Origin of the sequence: Providencia sp. PROV003 (assembly GCF_045040775.1) — a bacterium.
In the GTDB taxonomy this organism is placed as follows: Bacteria; Pseudomonadota; Gammaproteobacteria; order Enterobacterales; family Enterobacteriaceae; genus Providencia; species Providencia huashanensis.
The window spans coordinates 3,265,808-3,286,611 of sequence record NZ_CP096369.1; the positions used below are offsets into that span (position 1 = coordinate 3,265,808).

Annotated in this window: 20 protein-coding genes; 8 read left to right on the forward strand and 12 right to left on the reverse strand. The window is 40.8% G+C overall.

Translation table 11 applies throughout. The features are described 5' to 3' along the window. The first annotated feature begins 12 nt into the window (after positions 1 to 12). Positions 13 to 1,278 (forward strand): cytochrome c, encoded by a 1,266-nt coding sequence (locus tag M1F14_RS14955; RefSeq protein WP_198861359.1) that lies wholly within the window; start codon positions 13 to 15, stop codon positions 1,276 to 1,278. Between the two features lie 98 nt (positions 1,279 to 1,376). On the opposite strand, the gene mdtI is transcribed toward M1F14_RS14955, so the two are convergent. Further along, positions 1,377 to 1,709, reverse strand: a complete 333-nt coding sequence (gene mdtI / locus M1F14_RS14960) for a multidrug/spermidine efflux SMR transporter subunit MdtI (protein WP_048607128.1) — start codon at positions 1,707 to 1,709, stop codon at positions 1,377 to 1,379. 1 nt (position 1,710) lies between these two features. Next, entirely contained in the window at positions 1,711 to 2,139 is a 429-nt protein-coding gene (gene mdtJ, locus M1F14_RS14965) for a multidrug/spermidine efflux SMR transporter subunit MdtJ (protein WP_048607126.1), read from the reverse strand. Between the two features lie 634 nt (positions 2,140 to 2,773). Here mdtJ and pdxK point away from each other — a divergent pair. After that, positions 2,774 to 3,622, forward strand: coding sequence for a pyridoxine/pyridoxal/pyridoxamine kinase (pdxK, locus tag M1F14_RS14970; protein WP_048607124.1), 849 nt, complete (start codon positions 2,774 to 2,776; stop codon positions 3,620 to 3,622). A gap of 82 nt (positions 3,623 to 3,704) precedes the next feature. On the opposite strand, the gene zwf is transcribed toward pdxK, so the two are convergent. Then, on the reverse strand, positions 3,705 to 5,180 hold the full coding sequence (gene zwf / locus M1F14_RS14975; RefSeq protein ID WP_042843887.1) for a glucose-6-phosphate dehydrogenase: 1,476 nt from the start codon (positions 5,178 to 5,180) through the stop codon (positions 3,705 to 3,707). A 474-nt stretch (positions 5,181 to 5,654) separates the two neighbouring features. Here zwf and M1F14_RS14980 point away from each other — a divergent pair, with 474 nt between their 5' ends. Further along, positions 5,655 to 6,500: a MurR/RpiR family transcriptional regulator gene (locus M1F14_RS14980; protein ID WP_181469255.1), complete on the forward strand. Its 846-nt coding sequence runs from the start codon at positions 5,655 to 5,657 to the stop codon at positions 6,498 to 6,500. Positions 6,501 to 6,699: 199 nt separating this feature from the next. Further along, positions 6,700 to 8,142, forward strand: coding sequence for a pyruvate kinase (gene pyk / locus M1F14_RS14985; protein ID WP_042843889.1), 1,443 nt, complete (start codon positions 6,700 to 6,702; stop codon positions 8,140 to 8,142). Between the two features lie 62 nt (positions 8,143 to 8,204). Here the strand turns inward: pyk and lpxM are convergent, their stop codons facing one another. The 3 genes from lpxM to znuA all read right to left on the reverse strand — a co-directional run bounded on the left by lpxM (position 8,205) and on the right by znuA (position 11,619). Beyond that, on the reverse strand, positions 8,205 to 9,179 hold the full coding sequence (lpxM, locus tag M1F14_RS14990; RefSeq protein WP_042843890.1) for a lauroyl-Kdo(2)-lipid IV(A) myristoyltransferase: 975 nt from the start codon (positions 9,177 to 9,179) through the stop codon (positions 8,205 to 8,207). Positions 9,180 to 9,297: 118 nt separating this feature from the next. After that, positions 9,298 to 10,638: a murein DD-endopeptidase MepM gene (gene mepM, locus M1F14_RS14995; protein ID WP_042843891.1), complete on the reverse strand. Its 1,341-nt coding sequence runs from the start codon at positions 10,636 to 10,638 to the stop codon at positions 9,298 to 9,300. Between the two features lie 21 nt (positions 10,639 to 10,659). Further along, positions 10,660 to 11,619: a zinc ABC transporter substrate-binding protein ZnuA gene (gene znuA, locus M1F14_RS15000; RefSeq protein ID WP_042843892.1), complete on the reverse strand. Its 960-nt coding sequence runs from the start codon at positions 11,617 to 11,619 to the stop codon at positions 10,660 to 10,662. A gap of 76 nt (positions 11,620 to 11,695) precedes the next feature. Between znuA and znuC the strand changes: the two genes are divergently transcribed. After that, positions 11,696 to 12,463, forward strand: a complete 768-nt coding sequence (gene znuC / locus M1F14_RS15005; RefSeq protein WP_042843893.1) for a zinc ABC transporter ATP-binding protein ZnuC — start codon at positions 11,696 to 11,698, stop codon at positions 12,461 to 12,463. Next, positions 12,456 to 13,241 (forward strand): zinc ABC transporter permease subunit ZnuB, encoded by a 786-nt coding sequence (znuB, locus tag M1F14_RS15010; RefSeq protein WP_042843895.1) that lies wholly within the window; start codon positions 12,456 to 12,458, stop codon positions 13,239 to 13,241. The genes znuC and znuB overlap by 8 nt, the downstream gene beginning before the upstream one ends. A gap of 528 nt (positions 13,242 to 13,769) precedes the next feature. Here the strand turns inward: znuB and ruvB are convergent. The 6 genes from ruvB to aspS all read right to left on the reverse strand — a co-directional run bounded on the left by ruvB (position 13,770) and on the right by aspS (position 19,355). Further along, positions 13,770 to 14,780, reverse strand: coding sequence for a Holliday junction branch migration DNA helicase RuvB (gene ruvB / locus M1F14_RS15015; RefSeq protein ID WP_042843896.1), 1,011 nt, complete (start codon positions 14,778 to 14,780; stop codon positions 13,770 to 13,772). 16 nt (positions 14,781 to 14,796) lie between these two features. Then, positions 14,797 to 15,414, reverse strand: coding sequence for a Holliday junction branch migration protein RuvA (gene ruvA / locus M1F14_RS15020; RefSeq protein ID WP_042843897.1), 618 nt, complete (start codon positions 15,412 to 15,414; stop codon positions 14,797 to 14,799). A gap of 142 nt (positions 15,415 to 15,556) precedes the next feature. Further along, complete coding sequence (gene ruvC, locus M1F14_RS15025) at positions 15,557 to 16,078, reverse strand: crossover junction endodeoxyribonuclease RuvC (protein WP_042843898.1); 522 nt, start codon at positions 16,076 to 16,078, stop codon at positions 15,557 to 15,559. Positions 16,079 to 16,354: 276 nt separating this feature from the next. Then, the gene (locus M1F14_RS15030) at positions 16,355 to 17,098 is read right to left on the reverse strand and encodes a YebC/PmpR family DNA-binding transcriptional regulator (RefSeq protein ID WP_042843899.1); all 744 of its coding nucleotides are present in this window, start codon (positions 17,096 to 17,098) and stop codon (positions 16,355 to 16,357) included. Positions 17,099 to 17,129: 31 nt separating this feature from the next. Beyond that, entirely contained in the window at positions 17,130 to 17,561 is a 432-nt protein-coding gene (gene nudB / locus M1F14_RS15035; RefSeq protein WP_042843901.1) for a dihydroneopterin triphosphate diphosphatase, read from the reverse strand. 9 nt (positions 17,562 to 17,570) lie between these two features. Continuing rightward, positions 17,571 to 19,355 carry an aspartate--tRNA ligase gene (gene aspS, locus M1F14_RS15040; protein ID WP_042843902.1) on the reverse strand — a complete coding sequence of 595 codons (1,785 nt, stop codon included), beginning with the start codon at positions 19,353 to 19,355 and terminating at the stop codon, positions 17,571 to 17,573. A 494-nt stretch (positions 19,356 to 19,849) separates the two neighbouring features. Here aspS and M1F14_RS15045 point away from each other — a divergent pair, with 494 nt between their 5' ends. Next, positions 19,850 to 20,173 (forward strand): DUF4377 domain-containing protein, encoded by a 324-nt coding sequence (locus M1F14_RS15045; RefSeq protein ID WP_042843903.1) that lies wholly within the window; start codon positions 19,850 to 19,852, stop codon positions 20,171 to 20,173. A gap of 98 nt (positions 20,174 to 20,271) precedes the next feature. Next, entirely contained in the window at positions 20,272 to 20,676 is a 405-nt protein-coding gene (locus tag M1F14_RS15050) for an NUDIX domain-containing protein (protein WP_042843905.1), read from the forward strand. The last annotated feature ends 128 nt before the right edge of the window (positions 20,677 to 20,804 follow it).

A 20,804-nucleotide genomic window follows, 5' to 3' on the forward strand; every position in this document is an offset into this window, starting at 1 on the left:
ATAAAGGGGAATATGATGGGTAAGCTAAAAATAAACTCTCTATTATTGATTATTGGCCTTTGTAGCATTGCAGCCAAAGCAGACAATAATTTCACTAATGGTCAACAGTTGGTCGCAGCTGGAGATTGTATTTCTTGTCATACCGCTAAAGACGGAGCTCCTTTCGCGGGAGGATTGAAGATGATCACCCCAATTGGGGCCGTTTATTCTTCAAATATCACACCAGATAAAACGTTTGGTATCGGTAATTATAGTTATGATGACTTCGTTAAGGCAGTACGTGAGGGGGTTGCCAAAGACGGCCGTAACCTCTACCCCGCGATGCCTTATACTTCATATGCAAAAGTGACTGACCAAGATATGCGCATGATTTATGATTATTTCATGACGCAAGTTAAACCCGTAAAGCAAGCCAACTTAGAAAGTGATATCCCTTGGCTAATCAGTATGCGCTGGCCGCTGGCTGTCTGGAATGAAATCTACTTAGACAATAATATTTATCAAGCAGACAATTCAAAAAGCGAACAATGGAATCGAGGCGCTTATTTAGTTCAAGGGTTAGCGCATTGTGGGGCCTGCCATACCTCTAGGGGGATTGGATTCGCAGAAAAAGCACTAGACCAATCTGATCAGACTTATTTAACAGGGGCACTAATCGATAACTGGTATGCACCTGACTTAACTGAAAATGCGATAAGTGGATTAGGTAATTGGTCTAAGCAAGATATCATTCAATTTTTAAAAACTGGCCATAATGATAAAAATGCCGCATTTGGCTCAATGTCTGATGTGATTAAAAATAGTACACAATATTTGTCAGATGAAGACCTAACGTCAATAGCCGTGTATTTAAAATCATTAACATCAACGAGTAAACACTCAGCGTCTTCAACAACTAGCAACACAACCACTTCGTTAGTTGCCGGAGATATGAGCCAACCTGGTGCTCAAGAGTATATGGACAACTGTTCTGCATGCCATCGTATTGATGGTCAGGGTTATACTAAAACCTTCCCATCCCTTGCAGGCAGCCCAGTAGTCTTAAGTGAAAAACCCGACTCTTTGATAAGGATAGTATTAAATGGCAGCCAAGTCCCTGTGACTCAAGATGCGCCAACCGGGTTAACTATGCCTGATTTTGCGTGGCGTTTAGATGACCTACAAATGGCTAATTTATTGACGTTCATCCGTAGTAGTTGGGGGAATAATGCAGAGAAAGTGACGGTTAGTGATGTCAAATCAGTGCGAGATGCAACTACGACAAAAGGCAAAAATTAAAAGAATATACTTTTAACGTATTGATAGATAACAATAAGCCCAAGCCGAACTCCTCAGTCCGACTTGGGCTTATATTACTTTTCAATATACCAAATAGGTTAAGACATTTTAATCAGCACCATTCCTAGCAATAGCAGCACTATCCCACCCCAACCTTTATAATTTAGCCGCTGGTTGAAGAGTATCCAGCCTGCAGCTACTGTGGCAATAATACCAAACGCGCCCCATAGAGCATAAGCAATTGATAATTCAATGCCTTTTACTGCTTGGGCTAAGGAACTAAAAGCCCCTAATACCGTCACCAACGATAAAATACCTAACCAATATCGTTTAAAACCATTCGACATCTTTAGTAAAATATTGGCGATAATTTCGAGTACTACCGCTAGGATCAAAAAGGCTGCATGCCACCATTCAAAATGACTGGCCATCTTATGCCTCCGACTTAGCTTCGCGTCCAACTAGAGCATTAGTTTTGGCTGCATTGACCGCATTTTGCGTTACTTGTTTTACCGTTTGTGCAGATTGGCGAACAGTGGCTTTTTTGGTCCCTGATTTAATCAAGCCAATACCGGTGATCAGTAATACTAACCCACCGATTTTCATGGGTGATAACGTTTCTCCAAACCACATTACGCTAAATGTCGTAATAAATAAGATCCCGATACCTTCCCACAGTGCGTATGCCACACCTAAAGCCACTTTTTTTACTGCAACGGCCAATAAAATATATGATGTTGCTATCATGACATACATCACCACCATACCGGTGAAATCGCCACTGACACTGGCATGTTTCATTGATAAGGTACCGATAACCTCGGTTATAATAGCTAATACTAAAAATATCCAATAAATCATTATAATATCTCTCTATATGCAGCCGCGTAATAGACTATTTTTTATACAGACCAAGGGGTCAAAATACCCATACGCAGTTGTTGAAAATTCAAATAAATAACAACGTGTTGCTGAGTTTATTCAGCAGAATGAATAATCGAGAGAGACGCTATAATGCACCACACCAGTAGTGTTCACTGGAAAGGATAGCTGAAAGGAAAAGCCGATGTGTCGTTCTTTTTTGGGACTTACTGATCTTGCCGCTAGTTGAGCTAAGCATGATATCTCATTCTTTTCATCAGGTAGACATCTACCCAATTTACTCCGAACCCTCATGTTGATAGTTAATTACTGCTTATTTTTAGCATGTCATTTTTATTAAGTCAATGAATATAAACACCTTTTAGTTTGAATAAAAAATCGCATAATTATGCATCGATAAACACGATAAACGTAACTTTGGCATTCTAAAAACGAATAAAAAGTCGAAGATAATACGTTTTACACAAATATTTTTTAATAAAAAAATAGATTTTTACCCTTTTTTTCACTTTACAGGCAGCACTAATATGCTATTTGATCTTTAACATTGACAAGCCAGTTGAACAAGCTTCTTATAGTAGCTATATGATTGAAATATACCTAAGAGAGAGTCATGAACACCTTCAGCCTTACCTCCAATAGTTTTCAAAATGCCGCCGATGCGACTCCACTACCCTATGATGTTGTATCAATCCAATCTCAAGTTATTTATGGTAGCGTCGGTAATAGTATTGCGGTACCTGCACTCACCAAGCAAGGCCTGCGTGTTGCTGCCGTTCCCACTGTGGTACTCAGCAATACCCCACATTATTCTACTTGCTATGGTGGTGAATTGCCTGGTGAATGGTTTCGTGGCTACTTAAACGGCTTTATAGAGCGAGGTAGTTTAGACTCAGTAAGAGCTATCCTTACAGGTTACTTAGGTTCCCCTGAGAAAGCACAAGACTTAGCTAACTGGCTAATACGCATTCGGGAGCAACGCCCAACATTGCCAGTTATTGTTGACCCAGTTATGGGGGATGAAGATAGCGGCTTTTATATTCCGCCAGAAATCGCCGAAGTTTACCGTGATAAGGTCATCCCTTTAGCAACGGGTATCATTCCAAATAAATTCGAATTAATGACATTGAGTGGTAAACAGGTCAATAATTTAGATGACGCTGTTAACGCAGCACGCACGCTATTAAAAGGTAATACTCAATGGGTGATTATCACCAGCGCATTTCAGCCTGATGAAGACAATATCGAGGTAGTTTGCGTGACACAACATGAGGTTGCGGTGATCCGTCACAAACGTTACCCCGTGACCCCCAAAGGGACTGGTGACTTATTTGGTGCAGAGTTAACCGCCCAACTTCTTGCGGGGCTTTCAGTACCTGACGCAGCCAAAATGGCCTGTTTACGTATCGAACAAGGCATTATTCATATGGTTGCCACGGGCCGCAGTGAGTTAATTCTCTAAGTGTTTATCTCCCCCTCACGACAAAAAAAGCCAAACAATTGTTTGGCTTTTGCGGGATGAGTTAACTAAATAACATCAGCTGTTACTCAAATTCATTCCAAGAACGCCCATCGCGAGCAATCATGGCAACAGAAGCAATCGGCCCCCATGTACCTGCTTGGTATGGTTTTGGTGCGTCATTATCCATTGCCCATGCATCAATAATGGAATCAACAAACTTCCACGCTTCTTCTACTTCATCACGTCGTACAAACAATGCTTGGATCCCTCTCATCGCTTCGAGTAGTAAGCGTTCGTAGGCATCGGCTAAGTGTGTTTGATTGAAAGTTTCTGAAAAGCTTAAATCCAGTTTTGTAGTTTGTAACCGATGTTTATGATCAAGACCCGGTGCCTTGTTCATAATTTCAATATCAATCCCTTCATCTGGCTGTAGACGAATGGTTAATTTATTTTGCGGCAGGTCTTGGTAGCTTTCAGAGAAAATATTCAATGCCGGTTTTTTAAAGTAAACAACCACCTCAGAACATTTTGCAGGTAAACGTTTACCGGTACGTAAGTAGAAAGGAACGCCAGCCCAACGCCAATCATCAATATCTACGCGCAGGGCAACAAATGACTCAGTCATGCTTTGTTTATTCGCCCCATCTTCTTCTAAATAACCAGGGACTTTTTTGCCTTGCACAAAACCTGCAGTGTATTGCCCACGAACTGCTTTTTCACGCACATTGCTGTGGTCGATTCGGCGCAGTGAACGTAATACTTTCACTTTTTCATCACGAATACGGTCGGTCGTTAAATCTGCTGGGGGTGACATTGCTATCATCGTTAAAATTTGCAGCAAGTGGTTCTGTACCATATCACGCATTTGCCCTGCTTGGTCAAAGTAACCCCAGCGACCTTCAATACCAACCTCTTCTGCTACGGTAATTTGCACATGGTCAATAGTGCGATTATCCCAGTTATTAATAAATAACGAGTTAGCAAAACGCAGAGCTAATAAGTTTAAAACCGTTTCTTTACCAAGGTAGTGGTCAATACGATAAACTTGGCTTTCATCGAAATACTTCGCTACTTCATTATTAATTTCTTGTGAGGATGCCAAATTCGTTCCTAATGGTTTCTCCATTACGACACGATTAGGTTTTTTATTTAATTTTGCATGACCCAGCCCTTGGCACATAGCCCCAAATGTGCTTGGCGGCATAGCGAAATAATGGATAGCTGGCTGGGAATCTTGTTTTAACATTTCAGCGAGACGAACAAAACTTTCTGTTTCATTAACGTCCAAGTTACAAAAATCTAAGCGTGCGCTGAGCTTTTCCCACAATGCTGAATCGAGTTCCTCTTTTAAGAACTTATGTAACGCTTCTTCGACGAAGTTAACATAATCATCTTGGCTCCACTCTGCACGGCCAACACCTATGATACGCGTGTCTGGGTGAATGTAGCCTGCCTTTTCTAATTGATAAAGCGACGGCAGCAGTTTGCGACGTGCAAGGTCACCCTTGGTGCCAAAGATAATTAAGTCACAAGCTTGAGCAGCATTATGTACCGCCATATTGGTTCTCCTCAATTTGCGGAATCTAAGACCTAACTAGGATAGGCCTTATTGTAATTTTGTTAAAATTAGCCCTAATTCCGCTAATGTACCCTGTTGCAAGTGTCCAGTAAATGTTCATGATGCCGATCACAGTTTTTATGCTGAAAAAAACAACATAATTTTGTCCTAATCTCATGTTATAACGGGAATATTCTTTATTGTACGAAAAGTGCGCATAAAAACTGAATGGAGCCAGCCCGTGAAACAAAATAACCAAATCTGTAGGATGTTTACTAATCTGAAAATTAGATACGGGTCAAAGTTTCACAAAAAAGCTACCATTTAGCCTCTGCATTCAGATAGTTTACACATCATACATAGTATATTTTCACACACCATAACAGCCTCATGAATAAGAAACTTAAAATCAACACTAGGATAACGTGATGGCTCAAAAATTTCTCCTTTCGATGAAATAGGCGCTTTTGCTATATGAATATTTTAGAACAAATGAAAATGAGTCTCGATTTTTTAAGTAAATCAGAAAAAAAAGTGGCTGAAGTCATTCTAGGCATGCCGCAAAACGCTATTCATCTTAGTATCGCAGCCTTAGCACAATTAGCAGACGTTAGCGAACCAACAGTGAATCGTTTTTGCCGAAAAATGGACACTAAAGGGTTCCCTGATTTTAAATTACGGCTCGCACAAAATTTAGCGAATGGCACCCCCTATATAAACCGCCATGTGGAAGAAACGGATACCGTAAACACTTATACACACAAAATTTTTGAATCAGCTATGGCAGGCCTTGATAACGTAAAACATACCTTAGATATCAGTGCCATCAATCGAGCAGTCGATTTATTAACGCAAGCACGAAAAATAAGCTTTTTTGGTTTTGGTGCTTCTGCGGCTGTCGCTCATGATGCGATGAATAAATTTTTCCGCTTTAATATTCCTGTCATGTACTTTGATGATATTGTTATGCAACGCATGAGCTGCATCAATAGTATTGAAGGAGATGTCATCGTGTTAATTTCCCATACAGGAAGAACCAAAGCACTCGTTGATATGGCTTATTTAGCCCGTGAAAATGATGCCACCGTAATTGCTATCACCTCAGAAAATACCCCTTTAGCACAAGCCGCCTCCCTTGCCATTATTATCGATGTCCCAGAAGATACGGATATCTACATGCCAATGGTTTCCAGAATGGCACAGCTCGCTGTTATTGATGTGTTAACCACTGGCTTTACGTTAAGAAGAGGTGAAAAATTTAGAGATAACTTGAAGCGCGTCAAAGAAGCATTACGTGATTCGCGGTTTGATAATGCCTGAATACAATAAATTGACAGTGTGAATGATTTTCTTTGCTTATCAGACTTTAATAGTTTTGCAGACCTGATAGCATAAAAATATTCGCAGTATATAATAGCTGTGCTCGTGTCAGCATCCCTATTTGCAGTAAACAGGTTTCGAAATGGAGTGAAATGGTTTCACTCTTTTATCAACACCATACAGGTCAACGGAGTAATACATGTCTAGACGGCTTAGAAGAACTAAAATTGTTACAACTCTTGGTCCAGCTACTGATCGTGATAATAACCTTGAAAAAATTATTAACGCTGGTGCCAACGTTGTTCGCCTTAACTTCTCCCACGGAACTCCAGAAGACCATCAAATACGTGCTAATAAAGTACGTGAAATTGCCGCTCGTTTAGGTCGTCATGTTGCGATCCTCGGTGATTTACAAGGTCCAAAAATTCGCGTTTCTACCTTTAAAGATGGCAAAGTTTTCTTAAATGTTGGGGACAAATTTATTCTTGACGCTAACCTAGGTAAAGGGGAAGGCGATCAGCAAAAAGTAGGTATTGACTATAAAGGTTTGCCTGCTGATGTAGTACCTGGCGATATCCTGCTCCTTGATGATGGACGTGTTCAATTAAAAGTACGTGAAGTCCAAGGCCTGCAAGTATTCACTGAAGTTACGGTTGGTGGTCAGCTCTCAAATAATAAAGGCATTAATAAATTAGGCGGTGGCCTTTCTGCTGAAGCATTAACTGATAAAGACAAAGAAGATATTAAAACCGCAGCAAAAATTAACGTAGACTATTTAGCTATTTCTTTCCCTCGTTCAGGTGAAGACTTAGATTATGCACGTCGTTTAGCACGAGATGCAGGCTGTGAATGCCAAATTGTAGCGAAAGTTGAACGTGCCGAAGCCGTTGCTAATGATGAAGTCATGGATGAAGTGATCCTTGCATCTGATGTCGTTATGGTTGCTCGTGGTGACCTCGGTGTTGAAATTGGCGATCCTGAACTGGTCGCGGTTCAGAAAAAATTGATCCGCCGCTCACGTCAATTAAACCGCGTCGTGATCACCGCGACACAAATGATGGAATCGATGATCACCAACCCAATGCCAACTCGTGCAGAAGTTATGGACGTAGCAAACGCGGTGCTTGATGGTACAGATGCGGTTATGCTTTCAGCTGAAACGGCAGCAGGTCAATACCCAGCAGAAACTGTTGCTGCGATGGCGCAAGTGTGTTTTGGCGCAGAAAAAATGCCTGGCTTGAATGTCTCTAAACACCGTTTAGATGCAGAATTTAATAGCCCAGAAGAAGCTATTGCGATGTCAACAATGTACGCAGCTAACCACCTTAAAGGGGTTAAAGCCATTATTGCGATGACAGAATCAGGCCGTACCGCTCGTATGATGTCACGTATTAGTTCTGGCTTGCCTATTTTTGCAATGTCACGCCATGAGAAAACACTCAACCAGTGTTCACTATACCGTGGCGTTACTCCGGTTTTCTGTAGCACCCATACTGATGGAATTGCTGCCGCCAATGAAGCGGTAACTCGCCTACGCGACAACGGCTATTTAATGAGTGGTGATATTGTCCTAGTTACTCAAGGTGACTTGATGGGGACTATCGGTAGTACCAATACTTGCCGTATTTTAGAAGTCGAATAACCTTTTGCCCTCGCCTATTCAGGCGGGGGCTCATTTCATTGTTAACGTATAGTATCCGATAGTTAGCGGTATAAATCTTTACGCTGATAAGGCTCAATTTCCCCTTCTTTGCGGGTTTTTAGTAATTTCAATATCCACGTATATTGCTCAGGGTTCGGTGAAACAAGGTATTCCAATTCCTCATTCATTCTTCGTGCTATATATTCATCATCCTTACCATCAATATCATCCATCGGTTCACGAATATAAATATGTAATTGATGTGTTTTATGGTCATATACAGGAAATAGCGGAACAACTTTTGCTTTGCACACTTTCATCAACCGACCAATTGCAGGTAACGTCGCTTTATAAGTACCAAAAAAATCGACAAACTCACTGTGCTCTTCACCATGGTCTTGGTCTGGAAGATAAAACCCCCAGTATCCTTGCCTGACAGAGGCGATAAACGGTTTGATACCCGCCTCCCTTGAGTGTAAACGCCCACCAAAATGATAGCGGGCTTTATTCCATAAATAATCCGCTACAGGGTTTTTCTGGTGATGAAACATAGCGGCCATAGTCTGACCTCTTGCCGCTAATAACATAGCTGGGACATCAACTGCCCAACCATGAGGCACCATAAAAATCACATTACTTTGTTGTTGTTTTAAGCGTTCAATGATTTCTTCATTATGCCAATGTGTTCTTGCGAGTGTTTTATTTGCTCCGCGAAGACATAATTCAGCTAACATAACAAAAGACTGCGGCGCAGTTTCAAACATGCGGTCAACCAATTGTTCTCTTTGTGATTCCGTTAATTGTGGGAAACAATAAAGTAAATTGATTTTAGCGCGACGACGCGCACTTTTAGCTACCCGTCCTACCCATTTCCCTGCCTTTGCTAGTAATGGGTCCCGAACTTTAACAGGGATGTAAGCTAAGCCTGCTAATACAGCTGCGCCCATCCAAACTCCCCAATATTTAGGTAGTAGATAGGAACGATGAAAGGTTGGCACATACCCTTTTTTACTATCAGTGTCTTGGTCTTTATTCATGCTGCACTCAAGTGAATAACGGCTATCTTTTATAGCCTATAATAATAATTTTCGAAAGCATTACAAAGAAAACTGGCAGATACAAGTACCTGCCAGCTATGAAAAATAAGATCATTAATTATTGCAGTTTAAGTTGGGGTTTTGTTTCTTTAACTAACGCTAAATATTCTTTCCTTTCTTTCCCCGTTAAACCACCAGAACTTGGTAATTTTGCTGTTAGTGGATTCACTGCTTGTTGGTTAACCCACATTTCAAAATGCAAATGAGGCCCCGTTGAACGCCCTGTATTACCAGATAATGCAATACGATCACCACGTTTAACTTTTTGGCCTGGCTTCACTAATAATTGACGTAAGTGCATATAGCGAGTGGTATACTGGCGACCATGGCGGATCGCGATAAAATTCCCCGCCGCACCACTGTATTTCGATACAATCACTTCGCCATCCCCTACTGCAAGGACAGGTGTCCCTACTGGCATAGCAAAGTCGACACCTTTATGAGGTGCTACACGCCCTGTAACCGGGTTTACACGACGTGGGTTAAATTGGGAAGAAACTCTAAATTGTTTTGCCGTTGGGAAACGTAAAAAACCACGTTCTAAACCATTCCCTTCACTGTCATAATAACGGCCATCTTCCGCACGGAATGCATAATAGCTTTTCCCATTAGTTTGCAACCGAACACCTATTAACTGGCTTTGCTCACTACGACCATTAAGCATTTCGCGGCTCATTAGAACACTAAATTTGTCGCCTTTTTTCAATTTACGAAAATCAACTTGCCATTGTAAAGCTTTAATCACGTCACGACCTTCACTACGCGTTAAACCTGCTTTACTCGTGCTTTGTGCAAATGTACCGTCGACTGTCCCTTTTAAGACGCTATTTGTCCATTCGCCAGTGCGAATTTGTTTAGCTTCTTCAAATTTATTCGTTGCTCCAACACGGGTAAACACACGAGTTTCACGGCGAGAAACCTCCCATGTTAAAGACTCTAACTCGCCTTGATCTGTCAAAGACCAATTTAACGATTGACCTATTTTAAGATTTCTTAGTGATTTATGTTGATTTGATAGCGTCGCAACATCACCAGCTTCTATTCCAAATTGGGTTAAAATGGTTGTTAAATTATCACCACTTGCCACAACATACTCATGGGGTAATGGCGCAACCTCTCCACCGGTCTCAGCAGCTTCAACCTCAGTGTCAGCTAACCCTTCATCAGGAAGTTGATCGCTACTATCTTGAATTATATCGTCAGTGGCGTCACGAGGAGAAAGTAAAGAGAGTGGAATAATAGTATCAGGCGTACCATCATTTTCAGAAGTGGCTGGTATATGGACTGGCCGCCAAATTGCGACGGCCATGGTAGCTACTGTGAGCGTACTTAATACAATTTTGTGAGTTCTAGACAGGCTACCATATACCTGAGCCAGACTTTTGGCCATTTGCTGCACTTAAACAATTCCTTCTATTTTTTAATTCAGGCAGCTGGCGTATTGTTCCGACAATTGTGTCAAAAACTGCATGTAGCTATCTGGCCCTATAGCCAGCCCAATTCCAAGTGGGTCGAGAGTTCCCATTTTTACTCCCGTATTACGTGCTACACTTTCAATCACAGCAGGCCTGAATTGTGGCTCAGCAAAAACACATTGCGCTTTATGCTCAACCAATTGAGTTCGTATTTGATGTAATTTCTGCGCACCAGGCTGTATTTCCGGATTTATCGTAAAATGCCCCAATGGAGCTAATTGATAGTGTTTTTCAAAGTAGCCATAAGCGTCGTGAAAAACGAAATAACCCTTGTTTCTAGCTGGCTGCAAAATCTTAGCAATTTTTTCATCATTTTGCGCCATATTTTCTTTGAATTTACGAAGGTTTACGTCTAGCTTATTTTTTTGTTCCGGATAAAGCTCTACTAAATGTTCATAAATGTCCTGTGCAGCAGAATTTGCAATGTCTGGGGATAACCAGATGTGCATATTATACTCACCATGGTGATGATGTTCGTGATCCTTGTCATAGTTAGCCTCATCACCATGTTCATGGGTGTGCTCATCTTCGTGAGGCTCTGCTAAAAGTAATGATTTGATATTTTCCTGCTCGGCCAATGCTAGTCTTTTATTCTGTGGTAACGTATTGATTGGCTTTTGTAAAAACATTTCCATATCCGGTCCAACCCAAACGAATAAATCAGCCTGTTTAATTTTTTTCAAATCAGAAGGTTTAAGCGCATAATCATGGGGGGATGCGCCATCGGGAAGGAGAACTTGGGTACCGGTTACACCGTCAGCAATTCCCGCTGCGATAAAAGCTAATGGACGAATTGAAGTGACAACATCCGCATAGGATGCAGACACCATAGTTGCACTCAATACGGATGTTGCCACCGCCCCGAAAAGAAATTTACGGGCAATATGTTTCGATTTATGTATCATAGCAGTCTTTTTCCGTGATTTTAATTTTGAAATGTTATAATATAACACAACATGAATTCTGCAAGATGTTTTTCATATGCAACCATTACTCACTTTAAATAAGATTTCTGTTTCATTTGGCGAAAGACAAGTTCTCGAAAACGTCTCCTTTGAGCTAAATAAAGGGGATATCGTCACGCTTTTAGGCCCTAATGGGGCGGGGAAATCGACAATTGTACGTGTCGTGTTAGGGTTACTGGCCCCGACATCGGGTACCGTAACACGCGACTCTTCCCTTGCCATTGGCTATGTTCCACAAAAACTTCATTTGGACACAACCCTTCCTCTTACTGTTAAGCGCTTTATGTTATTAAAACTCGGTGCACGCAAAGAACATTTACTGCCTGCACTGGAACGGGTTAAAGCAGCACATTTACTTGACCAACCAATGCAAAAATTATCAGGTGGTGAAACCCAACGAGTTTTGCTCGCTCGCGCATTACTGAATAAACCTGACCTACTGGTTCTTGATGAACCTGCGCAAGGTGTCGATATTACAGGGCAAGTTGCGCTATATGACTTAATTAACCAATTAAGAACTGAGCTCGGTTGCGCGGTATTAATGGTTTCCCATGATTTGCATTTGGTTATGGCTAAAACGGATAAAGTGCTATGTATCAATGGGCATATTTGTTGTTCAGGCGCTCCGGATGTAGTTTCAAATCACCCTGAATTTGTTGCCATGTTCGGCTACCGAGGTGCACAACAATTAGGGGTATACCGTCATCAACATAATCACCAACACGATTTAGAAGGTAATATTATTTCAGGGCATCAGCATAACAAGGACTGTAAACATGATTGAATTGTTATTACCTGGTTGGATTGCAGGCATGCTACTTGCTATTGCGGCTGGCCCTCTTGGTTCTTTTGTTGTATGGCGCCGAATGTCTTATTTTGGCGATACGTTGGCCCATGCCTCTTTATTAGGTGTCGCCTTTGGGTTGCTTTTAAACATAAACCCATTTTATGCGATTATTGCCGTAACTTTGTTATTAGCTTTAATACTGGTATGGTTAGAAAAACGCCCTCAACTTGCTGTTGATACCTTGCTTGGTATTATGGCTCATAGCTCACTGTCATTAGGTTTAGTCGTTGTTAGTTTAATGGCAAATGTCCGTGTAGACCTAATGGCCTATTTATTCGGCGACCTACTCTCTGTAAGTTACGAAGATATTACCATAATACTGGTTGGTGTTATTGTCGTTTGTGGGTTGCTTTTTTATCGTTGGCGGGCACTTTTATCTATTACTGTCAGCCCTGAATTAGCATTTGTGGATGGTATTAATATCCAACGCTTACGTTTATTGCTTATGTTAGTTACTGCATTAACTATTGGTATCGCAATGAAATTTGTTGGTGCGCTAATTATTACCTCCTTATTAATTATACCCGCAGCTACAGCCCGTCGATTTGCCCACACCCCTGAGCAAATGGCATTTATAGCAATTATCATTGGTATGCTTTCAGTTACTGGGGGGCTCACCTTTTCCGCTTTTTACGACACGCCAGCAGGCCCGTCTGTGGTGTTAATTTCAGCGGTCTTATTTATATTTAGCTTATTAGTTAAAGCAAAGAATTAATTCATTATCAAAATATGCATATGCCCTAGTCTTTTTTAACTAGGGCACTTTGTTATGAGCTTACCCTCTTATTTATTACCTTTCCTTTGTTTATTACTTTTCTTTTATTTTTTTGTATAGAGTGGCTAACTAATTTGAGTAAGATTAAATAAAAGCTACCTCTACCCTAGTGGGCTTACTTTCAGCATTCATCAAAAAGAATAAAGAGTCGTATTTTTATAGGGCAATTATTATTTAAAATAATAATTAAGTTTAGCCTATATTAACTTCAGATATAAGACAGCAAGGTTATATAATACGATACAATATTATAGTAATAAAAAAGTGACTACTAAGACCTTGCTACTTGCCAAGGTCGTAGAATTGAATAAGGCATAAATTATTAATAATATAACGAATAATTTAAGTTTAAACAGAATATTGATACTCTGTGAACATGCCCGTTTATGCCTTTGTCGTTATTTACAACCGTATATCAAGCTTGCAAACTACCTGTTATTTAGCTTTCCCCAACCGTGAAAAAAGTAATTAAACCTCTTTCGGAGACAAACCAAAGTGATTGTAGGCATGTGTTGTTGCCATGCGACCTCGAGGTGTACGCTGGATAAAGCCTTGTTGGATCAAATAAGGTTCCAGTACATCTTCTATTGTTTCGCGTTCTTCACCAATAGCTGCGGCAAGGTTATCCACGCCAACCGGCCCCCCCATAAATTTATCAATAATTGCGACTAATAATTTACGGTCCAAATAATCAAACCCTGCGGCATCAACATTTAGCATGTCTAGTGCTTGGTTAGCAATCTGTTCATCAATAGACCCATCACCTTTAACCTGTGCGAAATCCCGTACACGACGTAACAAACGGTTTGTTATGCGTGGAGTCCCCCTTGAGCGCATGGCTACCTGATGAGCACCACCTTCGGTGATATCTAACCCCATGTATTGTGCACTTCTTTTAACAATATGCTGTAAGTCGTCCACTTGATAAAACTCTAAGCGTTGCACAATACCGAAGCGATCCCTTAACGGAGAAGTTAATGACCCAGCACGTGTAGTTGCCCCAATTAGAGTGAAAGGTGGTAAATCAATTTTGATTGAACGTGCAGCTGGGCCTTCACCAATCATGATATCTAATTGGTAATCTTCCATGGCAGGATAGAGAATTTCCTCAACAACAGGCGAAAGCCGATGAATTTCATCAATAAATAACACATCATGGGGTTCAAGATTAGTCAACATAGCAGCAAGATCGCCTGCTTTTTCTAAGACCGGACCTGATGTGGTACGTAAATTCACTCCTAATTCATTTGCGACAATCCCTGCAAGCGTTGTTTTACCCAGCCCTGGTGGCCCAAATATTAATAAATGATCGAGTGCGTCCCCCCGCATTTTGGCTGCTTGAATAAAAATTTCCATTTGGTTTTTAACTTGTGGCTGACCAATGTATTCATTCAACAGCTTAGGCCTGATCGCACGGTCAATAGCTTCTTCATCTGACTGCAACACTTCAGCGGTAATTAGGCGATCAGCTTCAATCATATTAATAGTCTCTCAATCAGAGTGCTGCACGTAAGGCATCACGGATCAATGTTTCTGAATCACTACCAGGTTTAGCTACTTTGCTGACCATGCGGCTGGCCTCTTGCGGTTTATAACCTAAAGCAATCAAGGCTGCCGCTGCCTCAGCTTCAATATCCGCAGTGCTTGGCTGTTTACTGTTAACATTAGGAAGATTGATATCACTTGTTTGATTAAACAGATCCCCATTAAGGCCTTTAAAGCGGTCTTTCATTTCAACCACTAAGCGTTCTGCGGTTTTTTTACCAATACCGGGAAGTTTCACTAGTGATGCAATTGCTTCTTGTTCTATTGCTGAAACAAATTGTTGGGCGGACATACCCGATAAAATCGCCAGAGCCAATTTTGGACCAACACCATTGACTTTAATTAATTCCTTAAATAGCGCTCTTTCTTGCTTATCATTAAAACCGTACAATAATTGGGCATCTTCACGAACTACAAAGTGAGTAAAAACAATAGCTTCTTGGCCAATATCTGGTAGTTCATAGAAGCACGTCATTGGCATATGGACTTCATAGCCAACCCCTTGCAACTCTAATAATACTATTGGTGGTTGTTTTTCTAATACAATGCCACGTAAACGACCAATCACATTGAGCCCCTCTGTTATCGTCTAAAATTCGACCAATTTAGCCTGCTATTATTAATACTGCTGTTTATACCATAAAAAATGCTGGATGCATATCCAGCTGAGAAGCTATTTATTATTAAAAAGTTACTTGAAGAGCAGTAAACTACCTCAATCGCCCGCGCGTTAACACCAGTCGTGGGTCTCCAACTTTCAGTAAATTTTGATTAAAATGGCAATGGGTGATCGCAATTGCCAAAGCATCAGCCGCATCAGACTGAGGGTTCGCTGACAACTTGAGTATAGACTTAACCATATGCTGTACTTGGCTTTTTTCAGCAGCACCTGTACCGACAACGGTCTGCTTTACTTGCCGTGCCGCATATTCGAACACAGGGATATTTGCATTGGCTGCAGCAACAATAGCAACTCCCCTCGCCTGACCAAGTTTTAAAGCTGAATCCGCATTTTTTGCCATAAAAACTTGTTCAATTGATAATATATCAGGTTGGTATTGAGTGATAATTTCCGAGACACCCGCGTAAATTCGTTGCAGACGACTTGGTAAATCATCAACTTGAGTCCGAATACAACCACTACCCAAATACAGCAGTTGCCTGCCTTGTTGGCGAATAACACCGTAACCGGTGACTCTTGAACCGGGATCAATCCCTAATATAATCGCCATATAAAATCTATTTATGCCTCTTTATATTAATTACATCATAATTTATTGTTCTGGTTAGCTGCATAATACTATCAATTTCAATTAAATAGCTATTTGAACATCATAATATTAGCCAAGCATATATGTAAAAATAAATTAAGTTATCAGTATTGAAAAGTATAGCGAATAAAAGAAGGGATATCATGGAAGGCGTTAGAGAAAACAGGCTGCAACAGCCCGCTTTCTCTACGCGGATATGTCTTAAATTGTAGCGAGTGTAATAAAACACCTCACTTTTTACAGTGTCGCTGCAACTTCGTCAGAAATATCACCGTTGTGATAAACTTCCTGAACATCGTCAGAATCTTCTAACATATCAATGAGTCGTAACAGTTTTGGCGCTGTTTCTGCATCCAACTCCGCTTTTGTTGATGGGATCATTGAAACTTCAGCGGCTTCGCTAGTAAAACCCGCGGCATCAAGTGCGTCTTTTACTTCACCGAAAGTTTCTGGCGTCGTATACACATCCATCGCACCATCATCGTAAGTTTCTACGTCATCGGCACCCGCTTCTAATGCCGCTTCCATCAAGGCGTCTTCATCAACACCCGGTGCATAAGTGATCACACCACGTTTAGTAAACAGATAGGCTACAGAGCCATCCGTCCCTAAGTTACCACCGGTTTTAGTGAAAGCATGACGCACTTCAGAAACGGTACGATTACGGTTATCGCTTAAACATTCAACCATAACCGCTGTTCCACCAGGGCCATAACCTTCATAAATGATTGTTTCCATATTATCGTTATCATCATTACCCACACCACGTGCAATTGCACGGTTTAAGGTGTCACGAGTCATGTTATTTGATAACGCTTTATCTACAGCTGCACGTAAACGTGGGTTAGTTGCGGGATCACCACCACCTAAACGGGCTGCTGTAACTAATTCACGGATAATTTTTGTAAAAATCTTACCGCGTTTCGCATCCTGGGCTGCTTTACGGTGCTTGGTATTGGCCCATTTACTATGACCTGCCATGAAATATCTCCAAAAACGTCAATACAATAAATTAAATAGCAAATTCTAAAATAGCCTGACTGTTACTCCATGATTTGGTTAATTTGGCGGCTTCTTGCGGCGTCAACCAACGAAAATCAGTATGTTCAGTCAGTAATGGCATTTGTTCTTCATCGAGAACTAGTTTAAACCAGTGCTCTTTGCAATGTGATACATCTGGTGCATAACGATGCCTGAAATGCGCGAAAATTTCAAAAATGATACTATGAAATAAGTCTTGTGGCGGATTTTGTTCGACGTCAAAACCTGTTTCTTCTTTAATTTCACGACACGCCGTTTCAAACGGCGTTTCGTTAGATTCCAGACTTCCCGTTACTGACTGCCAAAAGTCTGGATCATCGTTACGCCTTAACATAAGCACCCGACCACTATTTTTAGCCACGATAATGACTAATACCGATTCTGGGCGCTTATAGATTTTCATTCGGCGTTATCACTCTTCATTTTTTACTTCTAGGTCTTTTGCAACGACGGCAATGGCTAACTCAGTTAAAGCCTCTGGGTTCGCATAGCTTGGTGCATTTGTCATTAAACATGCTGCCGCCGTTGTTTTTGGAAACGCAATAACATCACGGATGTTATCAGTCCCAGTTAGCAACATCACTAAACGGTCAAGACCAAATGCAAGACCTGCATGTGGTGGCGTACCATATTTTAATGCATCTAATAAGAAACCAAACTTCTCTCGCTGATCTTCTTCATTAATACCTAAAATACTAAATACAGTTTGTTGCATCTCATTACGGTGAATACGAACAGAACCGCCACCCACTTCATAACCATTAATTACCATATCATAAGCATTGGCAACTGCTTCTTCTGGCTTGTTAGCGAGATCTTCTGGAGTGAAGTCTTTCGGTGACGTGAATGGGTGGTGCATAGCAGTTAAACCACCTTCACCATCTTCTTCAAACATTGGGAAGTCAATCACCCACAGCGGTTGCCAGCTATTTAAGTTGGTGATTTCAAAGTCGCGACCAACTTTCAAACGCAACGCGCCCATTGAATCTGTGACAATATTTTTCGCGCCAGCACCAAATAGAATGATATCACCATCAGCGGCACCTGTGCGCTCAAGCAATTGGTTAATAACCTCTTCGCTCAGGAATTTAGCCACTGGGCTTTGAATACCTTCAAGGCCTTTTGCACGCTCATTGACTTTCATCCACGCCAAACCTTTCGCGCCGTAGATACCTACAAATTGACCATATTCGTCAATCTGTTTACGTGTCATTGCGGCACCACCAGGGACTTTTAATGCAGCCACTCGGCCTTTAGGATCGTTTGCTGGACCTGAAAATACCGCAAACTCAACATCTTTAACGATGTCAGCAACATCCACCAGCTCCATTGGGTTTCGCAGGTCTGGCTTATCAGAACCATAACGGCGCATTGCTTCCGCAAAAGTCATGATTGGGAAGTTGCCTAAATCAACCCCTTTTACCTCTAACCATAAGTTACGGATCATGCGTTCCATGATTTCACGCACTTGCTCAGCGGTCATAAATGAGGTTTCGACGTCGATTTGGGTAAATTCAGGTTGACGATCTGCACGTAAGTCTTCATCACGGAAACATTTTACGATTTGATAATAACGGTCAAAGCCAGACATCATCAGTAACTGTTTGAACAGTTGAGGTGATTGTGGCAGCGCGTAGAATTTACCTTTATGTACACGGCTTGGGACTAAATAGTCACGAGCGCCTTCAGGGGTCGCTTTGGTTAACATTGGGGTTTCTACATCTAAAAACCCTTCTTTATCCATAAAATTACGCACAAAACTGGTAATTTTTGCACGGGTACGCAAACGCTCAGACATTTCAGGGCGGCGTAAATCCAAATAACGGTATTTTAAACGACGCTCTTCTGTATTCGTTTGATTGCTATCTAATGGTAGCGGCTCAGAGCGGTTAAAAACATCAAGCTCTTCAGCAAAGATTTCAATTTCCCCAGTTGCCATATCTTTATTTTTTTGGCTATCTGGGCGCGCGCGTACTGTCCCTGTGATTTGGATACAGAACTCATTACGCAGCTCTGACGCTTTTTCAAATATGTCTTTGCGATCCGGATCGAAAAAAACTTGTACGATACCTTCACGGTCACGCATATCGATAAAAATCAAACCACCTAAGTCACGACGGCGGTTTACCCATCCACAAAGGGTGACCTTTTGGCCTTCATGAGCAATGTTTAACTGCCCACAATAATTAGTACGCATACAATATCCTTTTACTCAGCTTGTTGTGCATTTGCTTGCTGCGGGAATTTGGCATTTTGCTGAACATTGAGCTGAAAATTCAGAATGTCAAAAAGGCAGACATTATACAGGAAATTCTGTCAGACAAATAGTTACGGATCTAACTTATCGCGTAAACCATTTTGTTTTTAATCATATTTTCATCAATTTTAATGCCACCAATAAATAACATTAAAATTAAATCACTAGGCATGCAGACAGCACACGATGATCTGTTCGATTTTAAGTGACTATGAGCACCATGTACATATTACTACAAAGGTTTATTTTATCTGTTCAAGGGAATATTGAATAAAAAAACAACCTTTTGTTGATTTCATTACCTATCGTCATTCAGCAACACCATTTTTAGTGACAAAATTTTCTATTTAGGAATCGTTACCTTTTTCAGTTTGCTATAATCGAAAACTGTATCAATGCTCAATTAATCATCATCTGCTGTTTAAGGATTGCATATGAAAAAAATGTTACTTGCCTCATCCATAATTATGCTACTTGTAGGATGCCAAACTGTGAAACCCGCAGATACTGATAATACCAAAACATTTTATGTCGATTCTTCACTCGCTGACTGTGTCGGCGTTGCTCCAATGAAATGTATGAAAGTAAAAGAAAACCCTAATGATGACTGGCAATTATTTTATAATTCAATTCAAGGCTTTGAATACCAACCCGGTTTCACTTATACCCTACAAGTGAAACAGTTTGATGTGCCAAACCCACCAGCAGATGCCCCAAGCATTCGCTATGAACTTGTCAAAATCATTGAAAAAAAATAATGTTTAATCATTAAGCTAGGGTTTCTACCCTGCTTAATGATTTTACTCAGTGTAAACTTCAAATTTTTATTATCAAAAAATAAAAGAGTGACGACATTGTGACTGATAAAATTATTGATAAGCTGGGGTTAATCGCCTTATCACAAAGCAAAATTGCCATGGTTCGCTCCCATAACAAACAGCTGTTTTATATCCCTGGCGGCAAAAGAGAGCTTGGTGAAACGGATGAACAAGCATTATGCCGTGAAATTGATGAAGAACTCACACTAAAACTGGACACTAGCTCTATTCGTTTTTACGGTGAATTCATTGGGTTAGCGGATGGCAAGCAAGATGGCACTCAAGTCCGTATTCGTTGTTATTTTGCCGAATATAACGGCAAACCGCAGCCTGCAGCTGAAATTGCTGAACTCGCTTGGTTTGATAGCCATGATTTATCACGCTGTTCCACAACAGCAGTACATATTTTACAACGATTAAAACAAGATGGTTTAATCAAATAAGATTGAATGATTACCCAAAAAAGTTGTGATTTTATTTGTCCTATGGCTTTTTAAGAATTACAATTTACAAAATATCGTTAATACACATTACTATAACTTATATTTTTAGGTGTTTTCATAGTTTGATT

Bases quoted from the DNA above. Each gene is read 5' to 3' on its own strand.
- zwf (WP_042843887.1), bottom strand. From the start codon at position 5,180: ATGGCGGTACATAATGCTGCTCAAGCTTGTGACTTAATTATCTTTGGC.
- M1F14_RS15030 (WP_042843899.1), bottom strand. From the start codon at position 17,098: ATGGCAGGTCATAGTAAATGGGCCAATACCAAGCACCGTAAAGCAGCC.
- aspS (WP_042843902.1), bottom strand. From the start codon at position 19,355: ATGCGTACTAATTATTGTGGGCAGTTAAACATTGCTCATGAAGGCCAA.
- znuB (WP_042843895.1), top strand. From the start codon at position 12,456: ATGATTGAATTGTTATTACCTGGTTGGATTGCAGGCATGCTACTTGCT.
- M1F14_RS15045 (WP_042843903.1), top strand. From the start codon at position 19,850: ATGAAAAAAATGTTACTTGCCTCATCCATAATTATGCTACTTGTAGGA.
- M1F14_RS14955 (WP_198861359.1), top strand. From the start codon at position 13: ATGATGGGTAAGCTAAAAATAAACTCTCTATTATTGATTATTGGCCTT.
- pyk (WP_042843889.1), top strand. From the start codon at position 6,700: ATGTCTAGACGGCTTAGAAGAACTAAAATTGTTACAACTCTTGGTCCA.
- nudB (WP_042843901.1), bottom strand. From the start codon at position 17,561: ATGAAAATCTATAAGCGCCCAGAATCGGTATTAGTCATTATCGTGGCT.
- ruvC (WP_042843898.1), bottom strand. From the start codon at position 16,078: ATGGCGATTATATTAGGGATTGATCCCGGTTCAAGAGTCACCGGTTAC.
- lpxM (WP_042843890.1), bottom strand. From the start codon at position 9,179: ATGAATAAAGACCAAGACACTGATAGTAAAAAAGGGTATGTGCCAACC.
- ruvB (WP_042843896.1), bottom strand. From the start codon at position 14,780: ATGATTGAAGCTGATCGCCTAATTACCGCTGAAGTGTTGCAGTCAGAT.
- mdtJ (WP_048607126.1), bottom strand. From the start codon at position 2,139: ATGATTTATTGGATATTTTTAGTATTAGCTATTATAACCGAGGTTATC.
- mdtI (WP_048607128.1), bottom strand. From the start codon at position 1,709: ATGGCCAGTCATTTTGAATGGTGGCATGCAGCCTTTTTGATCCTAGCG.
- znuA (WP_042843892.1), bottom strand. From the start codon at position 11,619: ATGATACATAAATCGAAACATATTGCCCGTAAATTTCTTTTCGGGGCG.
- znuC (WP_042843893.1), top strand. From the start codon at position 11,696: ATGCAACCATTACTCACTTTAAATAAGATTTCTGTTTCATTTGGCGAA.
- M1F14_RS14980 (WP_181469255.1), top strand. From the start codon at position 5,655: ATGAATATTTTAGAACAAATGAAAATGAGTCTCGATTTTTTAAGTAAA.
- pdxK (WP_048607124.1), top strand. From the start codon at position 2,774: ATGAACACCTTCAGCCTTACCTCCAATAGTTTTCAAAATGCCGCCGAT.